17 protein-coding genes are annotated in these 17,146 nt (G+C 71.6%); 9 read left to right on the top strand and 8 right to left on the bottom strand.

Translation table 11 applies throughout. The features are described 5' to 3' along the window. Window positions 1-83: 83 nt before the first annotated feature. Window positions 84-1,100 carry a zinc-dependent alcohol dehydrogenase family protein gene (locus tag EUA06_RS10260; protein ID WP_129475245.1) on the top strand — a complete coding sequence of 339 codons (1,017 nt, stop codon included), beginning with the start codon at window positions 84-86 and terminating at the stop codon, window positions 1,098-1,100. Beyond that, window positions 1,097-2,902 carry an alkaline phosphatase D family protein gene (locus EUA06_RS10255; RefSeq protein ID WP_207208304.1) on the top strand — a complete coding sequence of 602 codons (1,806 nt, stop codon included), beginning with the start codon at window positions 1,097-1,099 and terminating at the stop codon, window positions 2,900-2,902. Before EUA06_RS10260 ends, EUA06_RS10255 begins: the two co-directional genes overlap by 4 nt. Here the strand turns inward: EUA06_RS10255 and EUA06_RS22400 are convergent. Further along, window positions 2,889-3,056 (bottom strand): hypothetical protein, encoded by a 168-nt coding sequence (locus EUA06_RS22400; protein WP_165354326.1) that lies wholly within the window; start codon window positions 3,054-3,056, stop codon window positions 2,889-2,891. The two genes, EUA06_RS10255 and EUA06_RS22400, sit on opposite strands and share 14 nt — an antisense overlap. Window positions 3,057-3,243: 187 nt before the next feature. On the opposite strand from EUA06_RS22400, the gene EUA06_RS10250 reads away from it, so the two are divergent. After that, window positions 3,244-4,371 carry a DNA glycosylase AlkZ-like family protein gene (locus EUA06_RS10250; protein ID WP_129475243.1) on the top strand — a complete coding sequence of 376 codons (1,128 nt, stop codon included), beginning with the start codon at window positions 3,244-3,246 and terminating at the stop codon, window positions 4,369-4,371. Here EUA06_RS10250 and EUA06_RS10245 read toward each other — a convergent pair. Then, window positions 4,368-4,883, bottom strand: coding sequence for an SGNH/GDSL hydrolase family protein (locus EUA06_RS10245; RefSeq protein WP_129475242.1), 516 nt, complete (start codon window positions 4,881-4,883; stop codon window positions 4,368-4,370). The genes EUA06_RS10250 and EUA06_RS10245 overlap by 4 nt on opposite strands. Before the next feature lie 51 nt (window positions 4,884-4,934). Here EUA06_RS10245 and EUA06_RS10240 point away from each other — a divergent pair, with 51 nt between their 5' ends. Continuing rightward, complete coding sequence (locus tag EUA06_RS10240; protein WP_129475240.1) at window positions 4,935-5,528, top strand: GNAT family N-acetyltransferase; 594 nt, start codon at window positions 4,935-4,937, stop codon at window positions 5,526-5,528. A 16-nt stretch (window positions 5,529-5,544) separates the two neighbouring features. Here EUA06_RS10240 and EUA06_RS10235 read toward each other — a convergent pair whose 3' ends face one another. Both EUA06_RS10235 and EUA06_RS10230 read right to left on the bottom strand, forming a co-directional pair. Continuing rightward, a complete protein-coding gene (locus tag EUA06_RS10235; RefSeq protein WP_129475238.1) occupies window positions 5,545-6,348 on the bottom strand; it encodes an SRPBCC family protein in 804 nt (267 codons plus the stop codon). Between the two features lie 10 nt (window positions 6,349-6,358). Then, window positions 6,359-6,838, bottom strand: a complete 480-nt coding sequence (locus tag EUA06_RS10230) for a pyridoxamine 5'-phosphate oxidase family protein (RefSeq protein ID WP_129475236.1) — start codon at window positions 6,836-6,838, stop codon at window positions 6,359-6,361. 153 nt (window positions 6,839-6,991) lie between these two features. Here EUA06_RS10230 and EUA06_RS10225 point away from each other — a divergent pair, with 153 nt between their 5' ends. Next, the gene (locus EUA06_RS10225) at window positions 6,992-9,355 is read left to right on the top strand and encodes an ATP-binding cassette domain-containing protein (protein WP_129475234.1); all 2,364 of its coding nucleotides are present in this window, start codon (window positions 6,992-6,994) and stop codon (window positions 9,353-9,355) included. A gap of 3 nt (window positions 9,356-9,358) precedes the next feature. On the opposite strand, the gene EUA06_RS10220 is transcribed toward EUA06_RS10225, so the two are convergent. Then, a complete protein-coding gene (locus EUA06_RS10220) occupies window positions 9,359-10,150 on the bottom strand; it encodes an Fpg/Nei family DNA glycosylase (protein WP_129475232.1) in 792 nt (263 codons plus the stop codon). 62 nt (window positions 10,151-10,212) lie between these two features. Here EUA06_RS10220 and mmuM point away from each other — a divergent pair, with 62 nt between their 5' ends. Both mmuM and EUA06_RS10210 read left to right on the top strand, forming a co-directional pair. Next, entirely contained in the window at window positions 10,213-11,118 is a 906-nt protein-coding gene (gene mmuM, locus EUA06_RS10215; RefSeq protein WP_129475231.1) for a homocysteine S-methyltransferase, read from the top strand. A gap of 43 nt (window positions 11,119-11,161) precedes the next feature. Next, window positions 11,162-11,662 carry a hypothetical protein gene (locus EUA06_RS10210; protein ID WP_129475229.1) on the top strand — a complete coding sequence of 167 codons (501 nt, stop codon included), beginning with the start codon at window positions 11,162-11,164 and terminating at the stop codon, window positions 11,660-11,662. On the opposite strand, the gene helR is transcribed toward EUA06_RS10210, so the two are convergent. Continuing rightward, window positions 11,651-13,825, bottom strand: coding sequence for an RNA polymerase recycling motor ATPase HelR (gene helR / locus EUA06_RS10205; protein WP_129475707.1), 2,175 nt, complete (start codon window positions 13,823-13,825; stop codon window positions 11,651-11,653). The genes EUA06_RS10210 and helR overlap by 12 nt on opposite strands. A 67-nt stretch (window positions 13,826-13,892) precedes the next feature. On the opposite strand from helR, the gene EUA06_RS10200 reads away from it, so the two are divergent. Then, window positions 13,893-14,327: a PaaI family thioesterase gene (locus tag EUA06_RS10200; protein WP_207208303.1), complete on the top strand. Its 435-nt coding sequence runs from the start codon at window positions 13,893-13,895 to the stop codon at window positions 14,325-14,327. Window positions 14,328-14,330: 3 nt separating this feature from the next. Here the strand turns inward: EUA06_RS10200 and EUA06_RS10195 are convergent, their stop codons facing one another. Beyond that, window positions 14,331-15,137 carry an alpha/beta hydrolase gene (locus EUA06_RS10195; RefSeq protein ID WP_129475225.1) on the bottom strand — a complete coding sequence of 269 codons (807 nt, stop codon included), beginning with the start codon at window positions 15,135-15,137 and terminating at the stop codon, window positions 14,331-14,333. Between the two features lie 23 nt (window positions 15,138-15,160). On the opposite strand from EUA06_RS10195, the gene EUA06_RS10190 reads away from it, so the two are divergent. After that, window positions 15,161-16,393, top strand: coding sequence for an MFS transporter (locus EUA06_RS10190; protein ID WP_129475223.1), 1,233 nt, complete (start codon window positions 15,161-15,163; stop codon window positions 16,391-16,393). Window positions 16,394-16,401: 8 nt separating this feature from the next. On the opposite strand, the gene EUA06_RS10185 is transcribed toward EUA06_RS10190, so the two are convergent. Continuing rightward, entirely contained in the window at window positions 16,402-17,103 is a 702-nt protein-coding gene (locus tag EUA06_RS10185; protein WP_129475221.1) for a VOC family protein, read from the bottom strand. Between the last annotated feature and the right edge of the window lie 43 nt (window positions 17,104-17,146).

The following is a 17,146-nucleotide window of genomic DNA, read 5'->3' as shown; positions in this document are numbered from 1 at the left end:
CAGTCAACGACGCCCGAGCCTCCCCGTCACGACCCCGCAGGGGTGGGTTCGCGGCCTTCGGGTCGCGTGGCAGGATCGCGATCATGCGAGCAACGACGATCCACGCGCCGGGCGACATCCGCTTCGAGGAGGTCCCCGATCCCGTGATCGAGGAGCCGACCGACGCCATCGTCAAGGTGGTCGCGGGCTGCATCTGCGGCTCCGACCTCTGGCCCTACCGCGGTGCCAACGACATCGACGCCGGCTCGACGATCGGCCACGAGTGCGTCGGCGTGGTCGAGGAGGTCGGCAGCGCCGTCAAGGACTTCGCGCCCGGCGACTTCGTCATCGTGCCGTTCTGCCACTGCGACAACACGTGCGCGCACTGCGCGGCCGGCGTCCAGTCGGTGTGCGACAACCTCGGCTTCACCGCGAGCGGGCAGGGGGAGTACTCCCGCGTCACCCAGGCCGACGGCAGCCTGGTGAAGACCGACGGCATGCCCGACGACTCGCTGATCCCGTCGCTGCTGACGCTGTCGGACGTGATGGCCACCGGGTGGCACGCCGCCGTCGCCGCCGGCGTGAAGCAGGGCGGCACCGCCGTCGTCATCGGTGACGGCGCGGTCGGCCTGTGCGGCGTGCTCGCCGCTGCCCAGCTCGGCGCCGAGCGCGTGATCGCGATGTCGCGCCACGAGCCGCGCCAGGAGATCGCCCGCGCGTTCGGTGCGACCGACATCGTCGCCGAGCGCGGCAAGGAGGGCGGCGAGCGGATCGCCGAGCTGACGAAGGGGATCGGCGCAGATGCGGTGCTCGAGTGCGTGGGGACCGACGAGTCGATGAAGACCGCCTTCGCGATCGCCCGGCCCGGCTCGACGGTGGGCTTCGTCGGCGTTCCCCATGGCGTCGAGCTGCCGGTGCGGCGGATGTTCCAGAAGAACGTCGGCCTGGCCGGCGGGATGGCACCCGTGCGCCGCTACCTCCCCGACCTCCTCGACCGGGTGCTGTCGGGAGCCATCGACCCGGGGAAGGTCTTCGACCTCACCCTGCCGATGTCGGAGTCGCCCGAGGGCTACCGGGCGATGGACGAGCGCCGCGCGATCAAGGTGCTGCTCCAGCCGTGAGCGCCACTGACGACCTCCTGGTCCTGGGCCCGCTGCTCCGCTACGTCGACACGACCTCCGCATCCGTCTGGGTCGAGACCCGCGGTGCGGCAACGGTCGACGTACGCCGGGGCGACGCGTCGGCGAGCGCCCGCACGTTCGTCGTGCACGGTCACCACTACGCCCTCGTCGAGCTCGACGGGCTCGAGCCGGGAAGCACCGACACCTACACGGTCTCGGTGGACGGCGAGCAGGTGTGGCCGGAGGTCGGCTCACCCTTCCCGGTCCCCGTCATCGCAACGCTCGAGGAAGGCCGGCCGCTGAGCATGGCCTTCGGCTCGTGCCGCACGTCGGTCAGCCACGACGAGGCAGGCAACAAGACGCACGGGGTGGACGCGCTACGCGCGTGGGCGCTGCGGCTCGCCGACCAGGTCGACCCCGCGGACGCGGACGACCCAGACCTCGCGCCCGACCGGCTGCCCGACCTCATGCTGTTCCTCGGCGACCAGGTCTACGCCGACGAGACCACCGACGAGATGCGCGCCTTCATCGAGTCGCGTCGCGACATCGAGCAGGCGCCGTGGACCGAGCTCCAGGACTACGAGGAGTACGCCCACCTCTACGCCCTCGCCTGGTCGGACCCTGCGAACCGCTGGCTGCTGTCGACGGTGCCGAGCGCGATGATCTTCGACGACCACGACATCCGCGACGACTGGAACACCTCAGACGACTGGCGCCGCGAGATGGAGGCGACCTCGTGGTGGCACGGCCGCATCGTCGCGGGACTGGGCTCCTACTGGGTCTACCAGCACCTCGGCAACATGTCGCCGGCCGAGCGTCGGGCCGACGAGCTGTACGCCACCGTGCTCGCCCACGAGGGCGACGACGAGCACGACTTCGGTCCGACCATCGACGCCTTCGCCGAGCGCGTCGACCAGCACCCCCAGACGTACCGATGGAGCTACACGCGCGAGTACGACACCCAGGTGCGGCTGGTGGTCGTCGACTCGCGCGCGGCCCGACAGCTCGACCCCGACGACCGGGCGCTGCTCGACCCCGACGAGGCGGCGTGGCTCGACGAGCAGCTGCGCGGCGACGTCGACCACCTCCTCGTCGGCACGTCGCTGCCCTTCCTGCTGGCCCGCGGGCTGCACCACCTCGAGGCCTTCAGCGAGGCCCTCGCCGGGGGCGCGTGGGGCGAGCGCGGCGGTCGCGTCGGCGAGCGGCTGCGCACGCTCGTCGACCTCGAGCACTGGGGTGCCTTCCAGAGCAGCTTCCAGGCGGTCGCACGCCAGGCGATGGAGGTGGCGGCGGGGGAGCGTGGACGGGCACCCTCGACGGTGACCTTCCTGTCCGGCGACGTCCACCACAGCTACGTCAGCGAGGCGGAGCCCGCCGAGGGTGGCCGCCCGCTCCGGTCCACGGTGCTGCAGGCCGTGTGCTCCCCGATCCGCAACCCGCTCTCGCGCAACATGCGGTTCGCGACGGCCGTCCTGTCCTACGGGGTGGCCGGGCCAGTCGGGCGGCTGGCGTCGAAGTCGGTGCACGTGGCGGACGCCCCGCTCACCTGGCGCTACGCGGAGGGGCCGTGGTTCGACAACAACCTGGCCTGCCTGCAGGTCGACGGACCGAGCCTCAAGATGTGGTGGGTCACCGGCGAGGTGATCGACGACCACGAACGGCCGCGACTGGCCAAGGTCGCCAGCTACGAGCTGGACGAGCACGGGAACCCACCGGCCCATGAGCGGGTGCGGGAGCGGTTCGTCCGCGGGATCCGGCGGCGCTACCGCGACAAGGTGAAGGACCGGGTCAGACAGCGCTGAGCATGCGCTCGTGCGCGCAGGCGCACGTGTCGGAGCACGGCAGGTAGGTGTGCCGGGCGTGCCCGCAGTCCGTGCACGGAAGGTCGTGCGACAGGTGCACCGAGCCCCGACCGGTGTTGGTCTCGACGGTGTCCCACATGATCGTGCTCCCCACTTGCTGTCGTCTCGGCGGGGCGGTCGCCCCACGCATGCTGAGACGTCGACGGTGACACCGCATGACGGCGGAATCGGGCGGATTGACGAGATCTGGCCGATATCGGTGAGGAATGACCCGATCGGACCACGCCCGGCATGGCCCGATCGCCACTGCCTGTCCAGACCGCGCCACCTAGGATCGCGGCATGGCATCGGGGACGGCGCACGAGCTCACGCCGCGACAGGCCCGCCGCATCGCCGTACGTGCGCAGCTGCTCTCTGCAGGGCGTCCGACCGACGTGCTCGACGTGGTGCGGCACCTCGGCTTCCTGCAGGTCGACCTCACGCGAGTGGTCGCCGAGCACGGCGACCTGGTCCTGTGGACCCGGCTTGGCGGCTCCTACGACCCCGAAGACCTCGAGGAGCTCGTCGGCGACGGCGCCCTCGTCGAGCACAAGGCGCACCTGGTCCCCAGCGAGGACATCGCCCTCTTCGCCGCCGACATGGCGCTCTGGCCGGGGGAGCCGCCGCTCAAGGAGTGGCAGGAGGACGTACGCGACTGGGTGGCGGCCAACGACGGCTGCCGGCGTGACGTGCTGGCGCTGCTGCGCGCCGAGGGTCCGACCGCAGCGCGCGACATCCCGGACACGTGCGACGTGCCGTGGCGCTCGAGCGGGTGGACCAACGACAAGAACGTGATGAAGCTGCTCGAGTGCATGGAGTCACGCGGCGAGGTCGCGGTCGCCTCCCGCGAGGGCCGCGAGCGGCGCTGGGACCTGGCCGAGCGGATCCACCCCGGCGATGCTCCCGTGCCGGTCGCCGAGGCCCACCTCCAGCTGGCGGCGCGACGGCTGCGCGCGCTCGGCATCGCCCGGCCGCGGGCGCTGGAGGCCTGGGAGGAGAAGCACGACGTGCGCGGTGTCGGCGAGGCGGCCCGCATCGAGGGCGTGCGCGGAGTGTGGCGCGTCGACCCTGCCTACCTCGACGACGCCAGCCTCGACGACGACTTCGAGGGGCGGACCGCGATCCTGTCGCCGCTCGACCGGCTGATCTTCGACCGCAAGCGGATGGAGGACGTCTTCGGCTTCGACTACCAGCTGGAGATGTACAAGCCGGTCGCGAAGCGGCAGTGGGGATACTGGGCGATGCCCGTCCTCGACGGCGACGAGCTGGTGGGCAAGGTCGACGCGACCGCCGACCGCGAGGGCGGCATGCTGATCGTCGACGCGGTCCACGAGGACGGCGACTGGTCGGCCGCCCGCCGCAGGCGCGTCGACGCCGAGCTCGGCGCACTGGGCGAGTGGCTGGGACTCGAGGTCGTCAGGTCGTCCTAGGTGCGGACAGCCTCGGCGATGGCGGGGAGGAGCAGGTCGTAGGCGCGACCGCCGAGGTGGAGGCCGTCGTCGGCGAAGGCGCCCGGTCCGAGGGGTGCGATGACGTGGTCCGCGCGCACGATGCGTGCGCCGGCCTGCTCGCAGACAGCCAGCGCAGCGTCGCGATAGCGGTCGAGGACCGCGTTGGTGCGATCGCCGGTCCCTGCCAGGCGGGACTCGTCGACGCCCGGCGGGGCGACGTACACCCCGCTCCCGGCGGGGACGGAGCCGAGGCAGTCGGTGAGGGCGGCTGCGAACTCGTCGAGCGGGACCTGCGACCACGGCGCCGCGTCGTTGGTGCCCACCGACACCACGACCACGTCCTGCCCGCGGACGCCCGCGCGTCGCGCCTGCTGGAGGAGGTCCAGCGACGAGGCACCGCCCCCGGCCGCGTTGGTGACGTCCGGCCCGATGGCGGCCAGGTCGCGCCGGACCCGCGCGAGGTGGCTGTCCCCGAGAAGCACGATGCGCACGACGTCACGCTAGCGGCGACGGGTGGCGTGAGGTTCGCCTACTGTCGGCCCATGCCCGACTTCACCTGGCTCCCGGCCAACGAGGCGTCGATCGAGGACGTCGAGGCCGTCTTCGGAGCGGGTGGCGCGCGGAAGTGTCGCTGTCAGGCGTTGAAGGTCGAGGGCTGGATCTGGACCGACAGCACGCAGGGCGAACGTGAGGCAGCGCTGGTCGAGCAGACCGCGTGTGGCACCGCGGGGCCGACGTCCGGGTTGATCGGGTACGTCGACGGGGAGGCCGCGGGCTGGGTCGCGGTCGAGCCTCGCGAGAACTACTGGCGGATCTGGAACCGCAAGCAGCCGTGGATGCGCCAGGACCCCGAGCTCGAGGGCGTCTGGTCGGTCACGTGCTTCGTGGTGCGCACCGGGCACCGCAAGGCAGGGCTCACCTACGAGCTCGCCCAGGCCACGGTCGAGTACGGCGACCGGGTGGGTGCGCGGGTGCTGGAGGGTTATCCGATGGAGCCCGCGCCCGGGAAGACCGTGATCTGGGACGAGGCCTCGGTCGGCCTGCTGCAGGTGTTCCTCGAGGCGGGCTACGAGGTCGTCGCCTCGCCGACGCTGCGCCGGCGGGTCGTGCGCCGGGTGCTGGCCGACGGGGCGTAGGCGTCGTACAGGTCGGCTAGACGTCGTACGAGAGGTCGAGCGCGGCTGCCAGAGCTTCAGGGTCCGCCACCGACAGCGTCGCTCCCGGGTGCGTGATCGTGGCAGTCGGGTCGATGCCGGGGACCGGCTCGTGGAACCTCAGGCACAGCGCGCGGTCACCGTTGGTGGTGAAGGAGACGCCCCGGTCGCTGAAGGACAGGTGGGGCGGTCCGGCGGTCTTCACGAACGAGAAGCCGCCCGTGGCCTGGGCCGAGGCGATGTTGCTGCGCGGGGTGAGCAGCCGCCACGGGCCGTAGCGGACGTAGAGCCACTGCGGGCCGAGCTCGACCGAGGTGGTCTTCGGCGTGATGCCGAAGGGGCGGGCCGCGAGGGCGTACGACCGCGCGAACGCGAAGTCGAACACCTCCACGGGCTCCGCCTCGCCGCCGAGCCCGCTGCGGTCGCGGACGAGCCCGCGGAGCGCAGCGCCTGCCGGGACGCGATAGGGCTGGAGCAGGGGAGCGGAGCGTCCGGGCACGCGGAGGAAGGCGCGGCTGCCGCCACCGGCGGCGGGTACGACGTGGTGGTCCATCTCGACCTCGGCCGGACCACGGCCGGCGCGCCACGACCACGTGCGCTGCGCGGGGTCGACGGCGGTCACCTCGAAGTCGACGGCCACGCCCGGCGGGCCGTGCACGCGACCCGTGGTGCCGACGACCAGCTCGTCGTCGGAGGACTCGACCGAGCGGATCAGCGGCGCCCAGACGGACCAGGTGGCAGGCGTGGTGAAGCGGAGCCAGGCCTCATCGGCAGAGGCGATCCCGCGAGCTTCGACGAGCACAGTGACGAACCTAGAGCGTCACGGTGTCGTTGTCGCCCAGGTCGGGCTCGCTGTCCGTGATCAGCCCCTTGGCCATCTGGATGGCGACGCCGACCTTGCCGGGCGACTCCCAGAACTCCGCGGTGTCGCCGTCGATGCGCAGCAGCACGTTGTCGGGGTCCTCGGGACCGCCCGACATGAAGGCGCCGGCAGAGGCGTCCCACAGCTCCTTGAGCTTGGCCGTGTCGTCGCTGACGTGGGCCGTGCCGGCGAGCGAGACCCAGCCCGCCTTGCTGCTGTAGGAGACGTTGACCCGCGGGTCGGCCTCGAGGGCCTGCACCTTGTCGCTGCTGCGCTCGGTGATGAACCACGTCGTGCCCGGGTCCTCGAAGTCCTGCATCCCCATTGGCGTCGAGACCAGGGCACCGGCGAGCGACTGGTAGGTCAGCACGGCGATGCGTGTCTCCTTCATGATCTCGGCAACGGTCCCGCGGTCGTCGTTGGTCGTCATGGCTCGACAGTCGCACGCTGGACAAACCCTCCACCCCATCCCGAAGGCGGTCGGTCACATCCGCGCGCTGTCGTACGTCGTACTGGCAGGATGCGACAGGCACCGCCACGGACACGGACGGGACAGTCGCCACAGCACAGGGGAGAGCGCAGCATGACGACCACACACCCAGCCGACGACCACGCGCTGATCCGGGTCGAGGGGGCCCGCGAGAACAACCTCAAGGACGTCTCCGTCGACCTGCCGAAGCGTCGGCTCACGGTCTTCACCGGCGTGTCCGGCTCGGGGAAGAGCTCGCTGGTGTTCGCCACGATCGCCGCGGAGTCGCAGCGGATGATCAACGAGACCTACAGCGCCTTCGTGCAGGGGTTCATGCCGTCGCTGGCCCGCCCCAACGTGGATCACCTGGAGGGCCTGACGACGGCGATCATCGTCGACCAGGAGCGGATGGGCGCCAACCCGCGCTCGACCGTCGGCACCGCGACCGACGCCAACGCGATGCTGCGGATCCTCTTCAGCCGGCTCGGCGACCCGTTCGTCGGGCCGCCGACGGCGTACTCCTTCAACGTCCCGACCCGCAAGGCCAGCGGGATAATGACCACCGAGAAAGCTGGTCACACCGAGCGGAAGACCGTCAAGCAGGAGGTCTACCTCGGCGGCATGTGCCCGCGCTGCGAGGGCATGGGCAAGGTCAACGACATCGACCTGACCGCGCTCTACGACGACGAGAAGTCGCTGAACGACGGCGCGCTGACGGTCCCCGGCTACTCCATGGACGGGTGGTACGGCCGGCTCTTCGAGGGCATGGGCCTGCCGATGGACAAGCCCATCAAGAGCTTCACCAAGAAGCAGCTCGAGACGATGCTGTGGTCCGAGCCGACCAAGCTCAAGGTCGAGGGCATCAACCTCACCTTCACCGGGATGATCCCGCAGATCCAGAAGTCCATCCTGTCCAAGGACCCCGAGGCGATGCAGCCGCACATCCGGCGCTTCGTGGACCGGGCGGTGACCTTCCAGACCTGTCCCGAGTGCGACGGCACACGCCTCACGCCCGAGGCGCGGAAGTCCAAGATCGGCGGCAAGTCGATCGCAGACCTGTGCGAGATGCAGATCAGCGACCTCGCCGACTGGGTGCGTGACCTCGAGGAGCCCTCGGTGGCGCCGCTCCTCAAGGGCCTGCAGCACCTGCTCGACGCGTTCTCCGAGATCGGCCTGGGCTACCTCTCCCTCGACCGACCGGCGGGCACGCTGTCGGGCGGGGAGGCCCAGCGGACCAAGATGATCCGGCACCTCGGGTCGTCGCTGACCGACGTCACGTACGTCTTCGACGAGCCCACCATCGGGCTCCACCCGCACGACATCGAGCGGATGAACAACCTGCTCCTCCAGCTGCGCGACAAGGGCAACACGGTGCTCGTCGTGGAGCACAAGCCGGAGACCATCGCGATCGCCGACCACGTCGTCGACATCGGCCCGGGCGCGGGTGCCGCCGGTGGCACGATCTGCTTCGAGGGCGACATCGACGGCCTCCGCGCGAGCGGGACGATCACCGGCACGCACCTCGACGACCGGGCCCGGCTCAAGGAGTCCGTGCGCGAGTCGACCGGGAAGATGGAGGTGCGCGGCGCGTCCACGCACAACCTCAAGGACGTCGACGTCGACGTCCCGCTCGGCCTGCTGACCGTCGTCACCGGTGTGGCCGGCTCGGGCAAGAGCTCACTGATCCACGGCTCGCTGGCCGGTCGCGACGAGGTGATCGTGATCGACCAGGGCGCGATCAAGGGTTCGCGACGCAGCAACCCTGCGACCTACACCGGTCTGCTCGAGCCGATCCGCAAGGCGTTCGCGAAGGCCAACGGCGTCAAGCCCGCGCTCTTCAGCGCGAACTCCGAGGGCGCCTGCTCGACCTGCAACGGCGCGGGCGTGATCTTCACCGAGCTCGGCCCGATGGCCACCGTCGAGTCGCCCTGCGAGGAGTGCGAGGGACGCCGCTTCAAGGCGGAGGTGCTCGACTACACCCTGGGCGGCAAGGACATCGCCGAGGTGCACGAGATGTCGGTGGTCGGCGCGCTCGAGCACTTCAGCGACGGCGCGGCCAAGATCCCGGCCGCGGCGAAGATCCTCGAGCGGCTCGTCGACGTCGGCCTCGGCTACCTGTCGATCGGTCAGCCGCTCACGACGCTGTCGGGCGGCGAGCGCCAGCGGCTCAAGCTGGCGACGCAGATGGGGGACAAGGGCGACGTCTACATCCTCGACGAGCCCACGACGGGCCTCCACCTCGCCGACGTCGAGAACCTCCTGGGACTGCTCGACCGCCTCGTCGACTCCGGCAAGTCCGTCATCGTGATCGAGCACCACCAGGCCGTGATGGCCCACGCCGACTGGATCATCGACATCGGCCCGGGCGCCGGCCACGACGGCGGCACGATCGTGTTCGAGGGTCCACCGGCCGACATGGTCGCGGCGAAGAAGCCGACGCTCACCGCCAAGCACCTCGCGGCGTACGTCGGTCGCTGAGCCTCACACCTGGCAGACCGGGCACCAGAAGAGCCGGCGCGCGGCGATCGCCGCGTCGAGGACCGGCGTGCCGCAGACCCGGCAGGGCAGTCCGGCGCGACCGTAGACGTAGTGGGCGTCGACGCGCCGCGGCCGCCCGGCCGGGCGCTCGCGGTCCTCGGGGCGGGTCGTGATGATCCGCCCGGCGCGGACGCCCGCGCGCAGCAGCACGACCAGGTCGTCCCAGAGCGCGTGGAGGACGGCCGCGTCGTGGTCGCGACCGGCGCGGTAGGGGTCGAGGCGGTGCCGGAACAGCACCTCGGCCCGGTAGACGTTGCCGACCCCTGCGACGACCGACTGGTCCATCAGGAGCGTCGCGATCGGCGCACGGCTGCGCAGCACCCGGCCGACGAACGCCTCGACGTCGGGCCGGCGACGCAGCGGGTCGGGGCCGAGGCGCGCGAGGACGGTCGTCCGCTCGGCCGCGGTGAGCACCTCGCAGGCCGTCGGGCCGCGCAGCTCGAGCCAGTGACCGGCACCGACCAGCCGCAGCCGGAGCGCCCCGCGGGCCGGAGGTGCGGGGAGGACGCCGTCGCGGAACTTGCCGTAGAGCCCGAGGTGGACGTGCAGCCACAGGTCGTCGTAGCGGTGCAAGAGGTGCTTGCCCCATGCGTCCGTCGCGCCGAGCACGCGGCCGTCGAGCAGCCGGGCGCCGTCCTCGAACCGACCCTGCGGGCTGTCGGCCGAGACGTGCTGGCCCACCAGCAGTCGGGCATGGCGGCGCGCGAGTCGGTGGATCGTGTGTCCCTCTGGCACGCGGCGATCGTCGCCGACGAGACCAAGCGGCGGGCACACCCCTCGGGTGCCAGACTCGTGCCGTGACCCGCACCAGCCTCAGAGACACCGTCGCCTCGCGTCCCGTCGTCCTCGACGGCGGCCTCGCCACCCTCCTCGAGCGGCACGGCCACGACCTCTCCTCCGACCTCTGGTCCGCCCGCCTCCTGCGCGACGACCCCGCCGCGATCGAGCGCGCGCACCGCGAGTTCTTCGAGGCCGGCGCCGAGGTCGCCACCACGGCGTCGTACCAGGTCTCCTTCGAGGGCTTCGGGGCCACCGGCGTCGACCGGGACGAGGTCGAGCAGCTGCTGCGTCGCAGCGTGTCGCTCGCTGCCGCAGCACGCGACGCGGCCGCCCCTGACGGCTGGGTGGCGGCGTCGGTGGGGCCGTACGGCGCGGTGCTGGCCGACGGCTCGGAGTACCGCGGCGACTACGACCTCGACGTCGCCGGCCTGCGCGCCTTCCACCGCCCACGTCTCGACGTCCTCGCCTCGACGGTCGGCGAGGGCGCCGACGTGCTGGCGATCGAGACGATCCCGTGCCTCGCCGAGGTCGAGGCGGTGCTCGCCGAGCTCGACGGCACCGGCGTGCCGGCCTGGCTGTCGCTGACCGCGGCCGACGGGCGTACGCGCCAGGGCGAGCACCTGTGGGAGGCGTTCGCGATGGCCGCGGACGTGGCGGAGGTGATCGCCGTCGGGATCAACTGCACGACCCCGGTGGACGCGCGCGACGCCGTACCCACTGCAGGTGCGGCCTTCGGCACCGCCGTCGTCTACCCCAACTCCGGTCAGGCGTGGAACGCCGCGACCCGCGAGTGGGAGGGGCAGTCCGCCTTTCACGCCGAAGACGTGGCCGCGTGGGTCACCTCGGGCGCCCGACTGGTCGGCGGGTGCTGCCGCGTCGGGCCGGAGGACATCACCGCACTGCGCGAAATCACCCGCTCCTGACGCGTCGTCCTGGCCCTAGCATGGTCTCGACCCTGGGAGCGCCATGGATGTCTCGACCTTCTACGCACTGTTCTCCGCCACGTGCTTCACGCTGCTCGGACTCTGGTGGTCGGTCGTGCAGCGCCACGAGGAGTGGCTGCGCAACCCCGACCAGCGCGCGGTCGTGGGCGGCGTCTACCTCTCCTTCCTCCTGCCCGCCCTGATGGGCCTCTTCGCCCAGGTCGGCGGCACCGAGACACCGGCGATCTGGCGGGTGAGCTTCGTGGCGATCGCCGTCGTCGGCGGTGTGTCGACGATGCGGCTGCTGCGCCGCTCGCGCAACGGAACGGCACCGCAGGGGCCGCTGATGCGCCACCAGTGGGTCGTGGTCGTGGTGTACGCGCTCGTGGCCGTCATCGGCGCGGTCCCCGAGCTCGCCACACCGCTGCAGGTCACCCCGATCCAGGCGGAGGCGGTCCTGCTGATCCTGCTGGTGCTGATCGCGCACGGACTGGTCTGGGAGTTCATGGTCTCCGCCGCCGACGAGGACGAGTCACCGGCCTGAGGTGAGCACGACCAGCCGCTGGGTCGCCCTCGTCATCGCGACGTAGCGGTCGACCGCGCCGGTGACGCCCTCGCCGAAGCGGTCCGGATCGACGAGCACGACGAGGTCGAACTCCAGGCCCTTCGCCAGCTCCGGCGTCAGCGAGCGGACCCGTTCCCTCCCGGCGTACGACACGTCACCGATCACCACCGCGGTGCCTTCGGCGTGCTCGTCCAGCCAGCCCTCGATGATCGCGTCGCGCTCGGAGGTGGGGGAGTGGAGCACCGGGATGCCGCTCTCGCGGATCGAGGTCGGCACGTTGGCCTCGGGCAGCACCGCGCGGATGACGGGCTCGGCCTCGGCCATCACCTCGGCGGGCGTGCGGTAGTTCACCGTCAGCGGTGCGACGGTCGCGCCCGGGAGGCCGATGCGCACCAGCCGCTCGGTCCACGACTCGGTGAAGCCGTGCCGGGCCTGGGCCCGGTCGCCGACGATCGTCAGGCTGCGCGACGGGCAACGGCGCAGCAGCATCTGCCACTCGGCGTCGGTGAGCTCCTGCGCCTCGTCGACCACGACGTGCGCGAAGGGTCCCGCCAGCAGGTCGGCGTCCGCCGTCGGCAGCGCGCCGTCGTCGACCAGCGCGGTCTGCAGGTCGTCGTGCACCAGCATCGACACGAGGCCGTCGCCGAGCCCGTCGGCACCCGACTCGCGCGCCGTCGTGCGGAGGTCGTCGATCACCTCGGACATCCGCGCCCGTTCGCGCGCCTCCGCTGCCTGCGTACGACGACGGCGCCGCGACTCCTCCGGATCGCCGAGCCGCAGGCGCGCGGCGTCGAGCAGCGGCAGGTCTGCGTCCGTCCATGCCTCGGCGTCCGACCGGCGCAGCGCCTGCACCTCGTCGGGCTCGAGCCAGGGCGCGCAGCGGCGCAGGTAGGCCGGGACCGTCCAGAGGTCGCCGACGAGGTCGGTGTGCTCGATGAGCGGCCACGCGCGGTCGAACGTGTCGCGCAGGTCGCGGTGCCGGTCGAGCACCCGCCTGCAGTCGTCGCTGGTCAGCTCGTCGGAGTCGAGCTTGTCGGCGAGGATCGTCAGGACCTCGTCCCACACGTCGTCGCGCGCGAGATTGTGGGGCGTGCCGGGGTCGGGGGAGTCGAACGCCTCGGCCCACTCGGCCGTCGTGATCAGGACGTCGCCCCACGGCGTCTCGACCAGCAGGGGCTCGGTCGGCGGCTCCTCGTAGAGCGCGACCGCCGGCTCGATCGCGGCGACCATCCGGACGTCTGCCTTGAGCGCGGCGATCCGGTCGTCCTCGACCGCGACGGCCGTCTCCGGCACCAGGTCGCGGATCGTGCAGGTCTGCACGCCCTCCTCACCCAGGCTCGGCAGGACGTCGCCGACGTAGGCGAGGTAGGGCTGGTGGGGGCCGACGAAGAGGACGCCGCCGCGGCGGTGGCCGAGCCGTGGGTCGGCGTACAGCAGGTAGGCGGTGCGGTGCAGCGCGACGACGGTCTTGCCGGTGCCGGGGCCTCCGTCGACGACGAGCGCGCCACGCGACCCCGCGCGGACGATCGCGTCCTGGTCGGACTGGATGGTGCCGAGCACGTCGCGCATCCGCTCGGTGCGGCTGCCGCCGAGGGTGGCGACGAAGGCGGACTGGTCGTCGAGCGCGGCCGTGTGGGTGAGCCCCTCCTCGGTGAAGGCCTCGTCCCAGTAGTCGACGACCCGGCCGTTGTTCCAGCGATAGCGACGGCGGCTGACGAGGCCCTGCGGATGCGCGTGCGTGGCGGCGAAGAACGGCTCGGCGGCGGGCGAGCGCCAGTCGACCAGCAGGCGGCGACCGTCGGGGTCGGCGAGGCCGAAGCGTCCGATGTAGGTGGGCTCTGCACGGTCCTCGTGGACGATCCTGCCGAGGCAGAGGTCGAGGTCGAAGCGGCGCAGGGCACGCAGGCGGGCGGTCAGCCGGTGCACCTCCTGGTCACGCTCGAGGGCGGCGGTGCCGTAGCGCGCGGTGCCCTTCCTCGTCTCGGCGAGGCTGTGCTCGAGGTCGGCGATCGCGCGCTCGAGGCTGGTCGCGATGGCGGCGAAGTGGACGCGGTCGGTGTCGATGAGGATGGGGTCGTTCTTGGCGGACAGGGCGTCGGGAAGGGCGAAGGGATGGGTGTCCGGTGAGGGGTCGGGCTGCATCACGCCGTGCAGTGTGAGGGACCCAGGGGGCCTTGCGGCAAGCCCCCGGATGGCCTATACGTTGAGAGTGGAGGCATTGGTGGGGTCGGTGCCGATCCTCGCTGCCATGGGCATCCGCGTCGTCGAGGTCGTCCCGGGGCGCGCCGTCGCGGAGCTCCCGCCCGAGCCCAACGTCAACCACTTCGGCGTCACCTACGCAGGCTCGCTGTTCAGCGTGGCCGAGATGCTCGGTGGCGTGCTGTGCCTCGCGACCTTCGACCTGGAGGGCGAGCTCGCGGGTTTCGTGCCGCTCGTCAAGGAGTCGACGATCCGGTTCCGGCGACCAGCGATGGGCGTCGTACGCGCCGAGGCGTCGATGAGCCACGACGAGGTCGCACGGGTGCGTGACGACGCGCTCGCAACGGGCAAGGGCGAGTTCGTGCTGGAGGCGACGCTCACCGACGCGGGCGGTGAGGTGGTCGCGTCGACCGTCGGGACCTACCAGGTCCGTCGCCTCGGCTGACGTTCAGCGCCACAGCCAGCGGAGCGCATCCGGGAGCAGGACCCCGCCGTGGTTGCCGTCGTGCCCGCCGTCGCCGACCACGAGGCGTACGTCGTAGCCGCGGCGCAGCAGGGCCGCACCGACCTCGAGGTTCGCGGCCACCCAGTTGTCCTCCGCCTCGTCCCAGCCGAGGTCGCGGTGGCCGACCTGGAGGAGGATCCGCAGCGGCCGGGCGTCCTCCTCGGCGATCAGCCTCGGGTAGTCGGCCGCGACCTGCGGGAAGCTCGACGAGAGCCCGATGACCCTGCCGAACGCGTCCGGCCGGTGCCACGCGGCGGTGAAGGACGCGTTGCCGCCGCTGCTGAAGCCGCAGAGAGCGCGGTCCTCCGGCCGCTCGCTGACCCGGACGACCTCCGAGACGCGGGGGAGGACCTCATCGACGAGAAAGCCGGCGTACGTCGCGTCCGCGGCGTCGTACTCGGCGTTGCGGTGATCTTCACCGGGGTCGACGAACACCCCGACCGTCGCCGGGATCGCGCCGGAGGCGACGAGGTTGTCGAGCACCACGGCGGCCCGCATCTCGTCGTCGGGGTCGAGGAACCCGGCGCCGTCCTGGAACACGACCACCGGCAGCGGTGCGTCGGACGGTTCAGCGGGCTCGTGCACCCAGACGGTGCGGGTGGTGCCGGGGAACGCCTGCGAGTCCGCGATCTCGAGCCGGGTCGTACGACCACCCGCGACGGAAGCCACGGCCGTCGAGTCCGGCCCGTGCTCGTAGGTCACCTCCGACTGGTCGATGGGCAACGGCGAGTGCGGCACGCGGTGAGTCATGCCGTCGAACCTAGACTGCGCGCGTGAGCGACGGCTTCTTCATCTCCCGGTCGTTCTCCCACTACTGGCGTGCCGATGCGGTGTCGGTGCTGGGGACCTACGTCACCCTCTTCTCGCTGCAGGCGCTGGTCGTGTTCACCCTCGAGGGGACCCCGTCCGACGTCGGCTGGCTCAACGCGTCGAGGTGGCTGCCCTACCTGGTGTTCGGCCTGGTCATCGGCGCCCTCGTGGACGGTCGACGACGGCTGCCGCTGATGATCGGCACCGACCTCGTGCAGGCCGTGCTGCTGCTGAGCGTGCCACTGCTCTGGTGGCTCGACGCGCTGTCGCTGGGCCCGCTGCTGGTCATCGTCTTCCTCTACGGCACGGCCGCGGTCGTGAACATGGCGGCGACGATGTCGTTCCTGCCGCGGCTCGTCCCGCGCGACCAGCTGCAGCCGGCGCACGCCCGCATCGACGGCGCGGACGCTGTCGGCTCGATGGCCGGACCGGCCATCGGCGGCGTCCTGGCCAGCACCATCGGTGCGCCCCTCGCCGTCCTCGTCGACTCGCTGACCTACCTCTACTCCGCGCTCACCCTCCGGCGGATCGACACCGACGAACCGCCGGCCAGGACCGGGGTCACCGTCCGCGGGCTCCTCGGCGACATCATCGAGGGAGTGCGCTGGGCCTACGGCCGATCAGGGCTGCGGACCCTCGCGATCGCGACGCACGGCTGGTTCGTCGGCAATGCCGTCGTCGGCGTCGTGCTGGCGCCGTACGCCCGCGCGCTCGAGCTGTCGCCCTACCAGTTCGGCCTGGTCGGGGCGGTCGGGGGAGTGGGGGCCGTGGTGGGAGCCACGATCACCACTGCGGTGGGCAGGCGGCTCGGCACCGGCCGCACGATCATCCTGTGCCACTCGATCATCACCTGCGGCGTCGTGGCGATGGTGGTGGCGGGGGAGCCCGCGTCGTTCGCTGGTGCCATCGCGCTGCTGATGCTCGGCCAGGGGCTGTACGGCCTCGCGATGGGCATGAGCAACTCCCACGAGATGAGCTATCGACAGCTGGTCACGCCCGACGAGCTCCAGGCGCGCACCAACACGACGCTGCGGGCGATCAACCGCGCCGTCATCGTCGTGGTCGCACCGATCGCGGGCCTGCTGGCCGATGCCGTCGGCATACGTCCGATGCTGGTCGTCGCCGCCGTCACCTTCGCCCTGGTGGCGTCCGGGCTCGCCGCGACGTCGTTCCGCAACGTGCGCGCCCCGGTCTGACCAGTCGTTCAGCCCTGTGCCAGGGCGCTCATGTCGACGCAGAGCACGCCCTTGTTGCCGTCCTGGTCGGCGACCACGGTGAGCCCGTCGTTGCTCTCGACGACCGTGCCACCGGCCGCGACGACAGCGGCGATGCGCGCCTCGGCGACCTCGGGCGCGACGTAGACCTCGACGTGGAACAGCTGTCGCCTGCGATCGTCCCGCTCGGCGTCGCCGAACCACAGGTTCGGCACGCGTCCGCCGCCGTCGCGGATCTCGTCACCGGGCGTGCCGCGGCCCTGGTCCTCGGGGTTGCCGGTCAGCAGCGCCGCCCACACGGGAGCGATGGTGGCCGGGTCGGGTGTGTCGAGCCCGAGCTCGACGACGCTGACGGCAGCCGGATCTGCGGTCAGCCCGTGGTCGGCGGCGATCGCGGTGATCCGGCGAGCGAGGTCGACGTCCTGCTGGGTGACCCACTCGACGACGTGCTCGGTGCCGTCGTCCTCGCGGTAGATCGCATCGTCGCTGCTCAGCTTGAGGTCCACGTGCCCGGTGCCGATCGAGACCTTCGGATGGTGGCTGATCTCGTCGCCGGCCTCACCGATCGCCGCCACGAACCTGGCGGCACCGCCGAAGTCGTCGACGACGTACCTCGCGTGGATTCCCTGGGCGAGCTTGCGCCACTCGGTCAGGTCGGCCTCGGCGATCTTGTTCCCCCGCAACATGTCCATGCGTCGCAACCTAATGCCCAGGGGTGACAGTGTGTGGTGACCG

The organism is Nocardioides glacieisoli (assembly GCF_004137245.1).
Lineage (GTDB): Bacteria > Actinomycetota > Actinomycetes > Propionibacteriales > Nocardioidaceae > Nocardioides > Nocardioides glacieisoli.
Note: the sequence above shows the minus strand (reverse complement) of the source record. Positions and strands in the feature narration are given on the sequence as shown.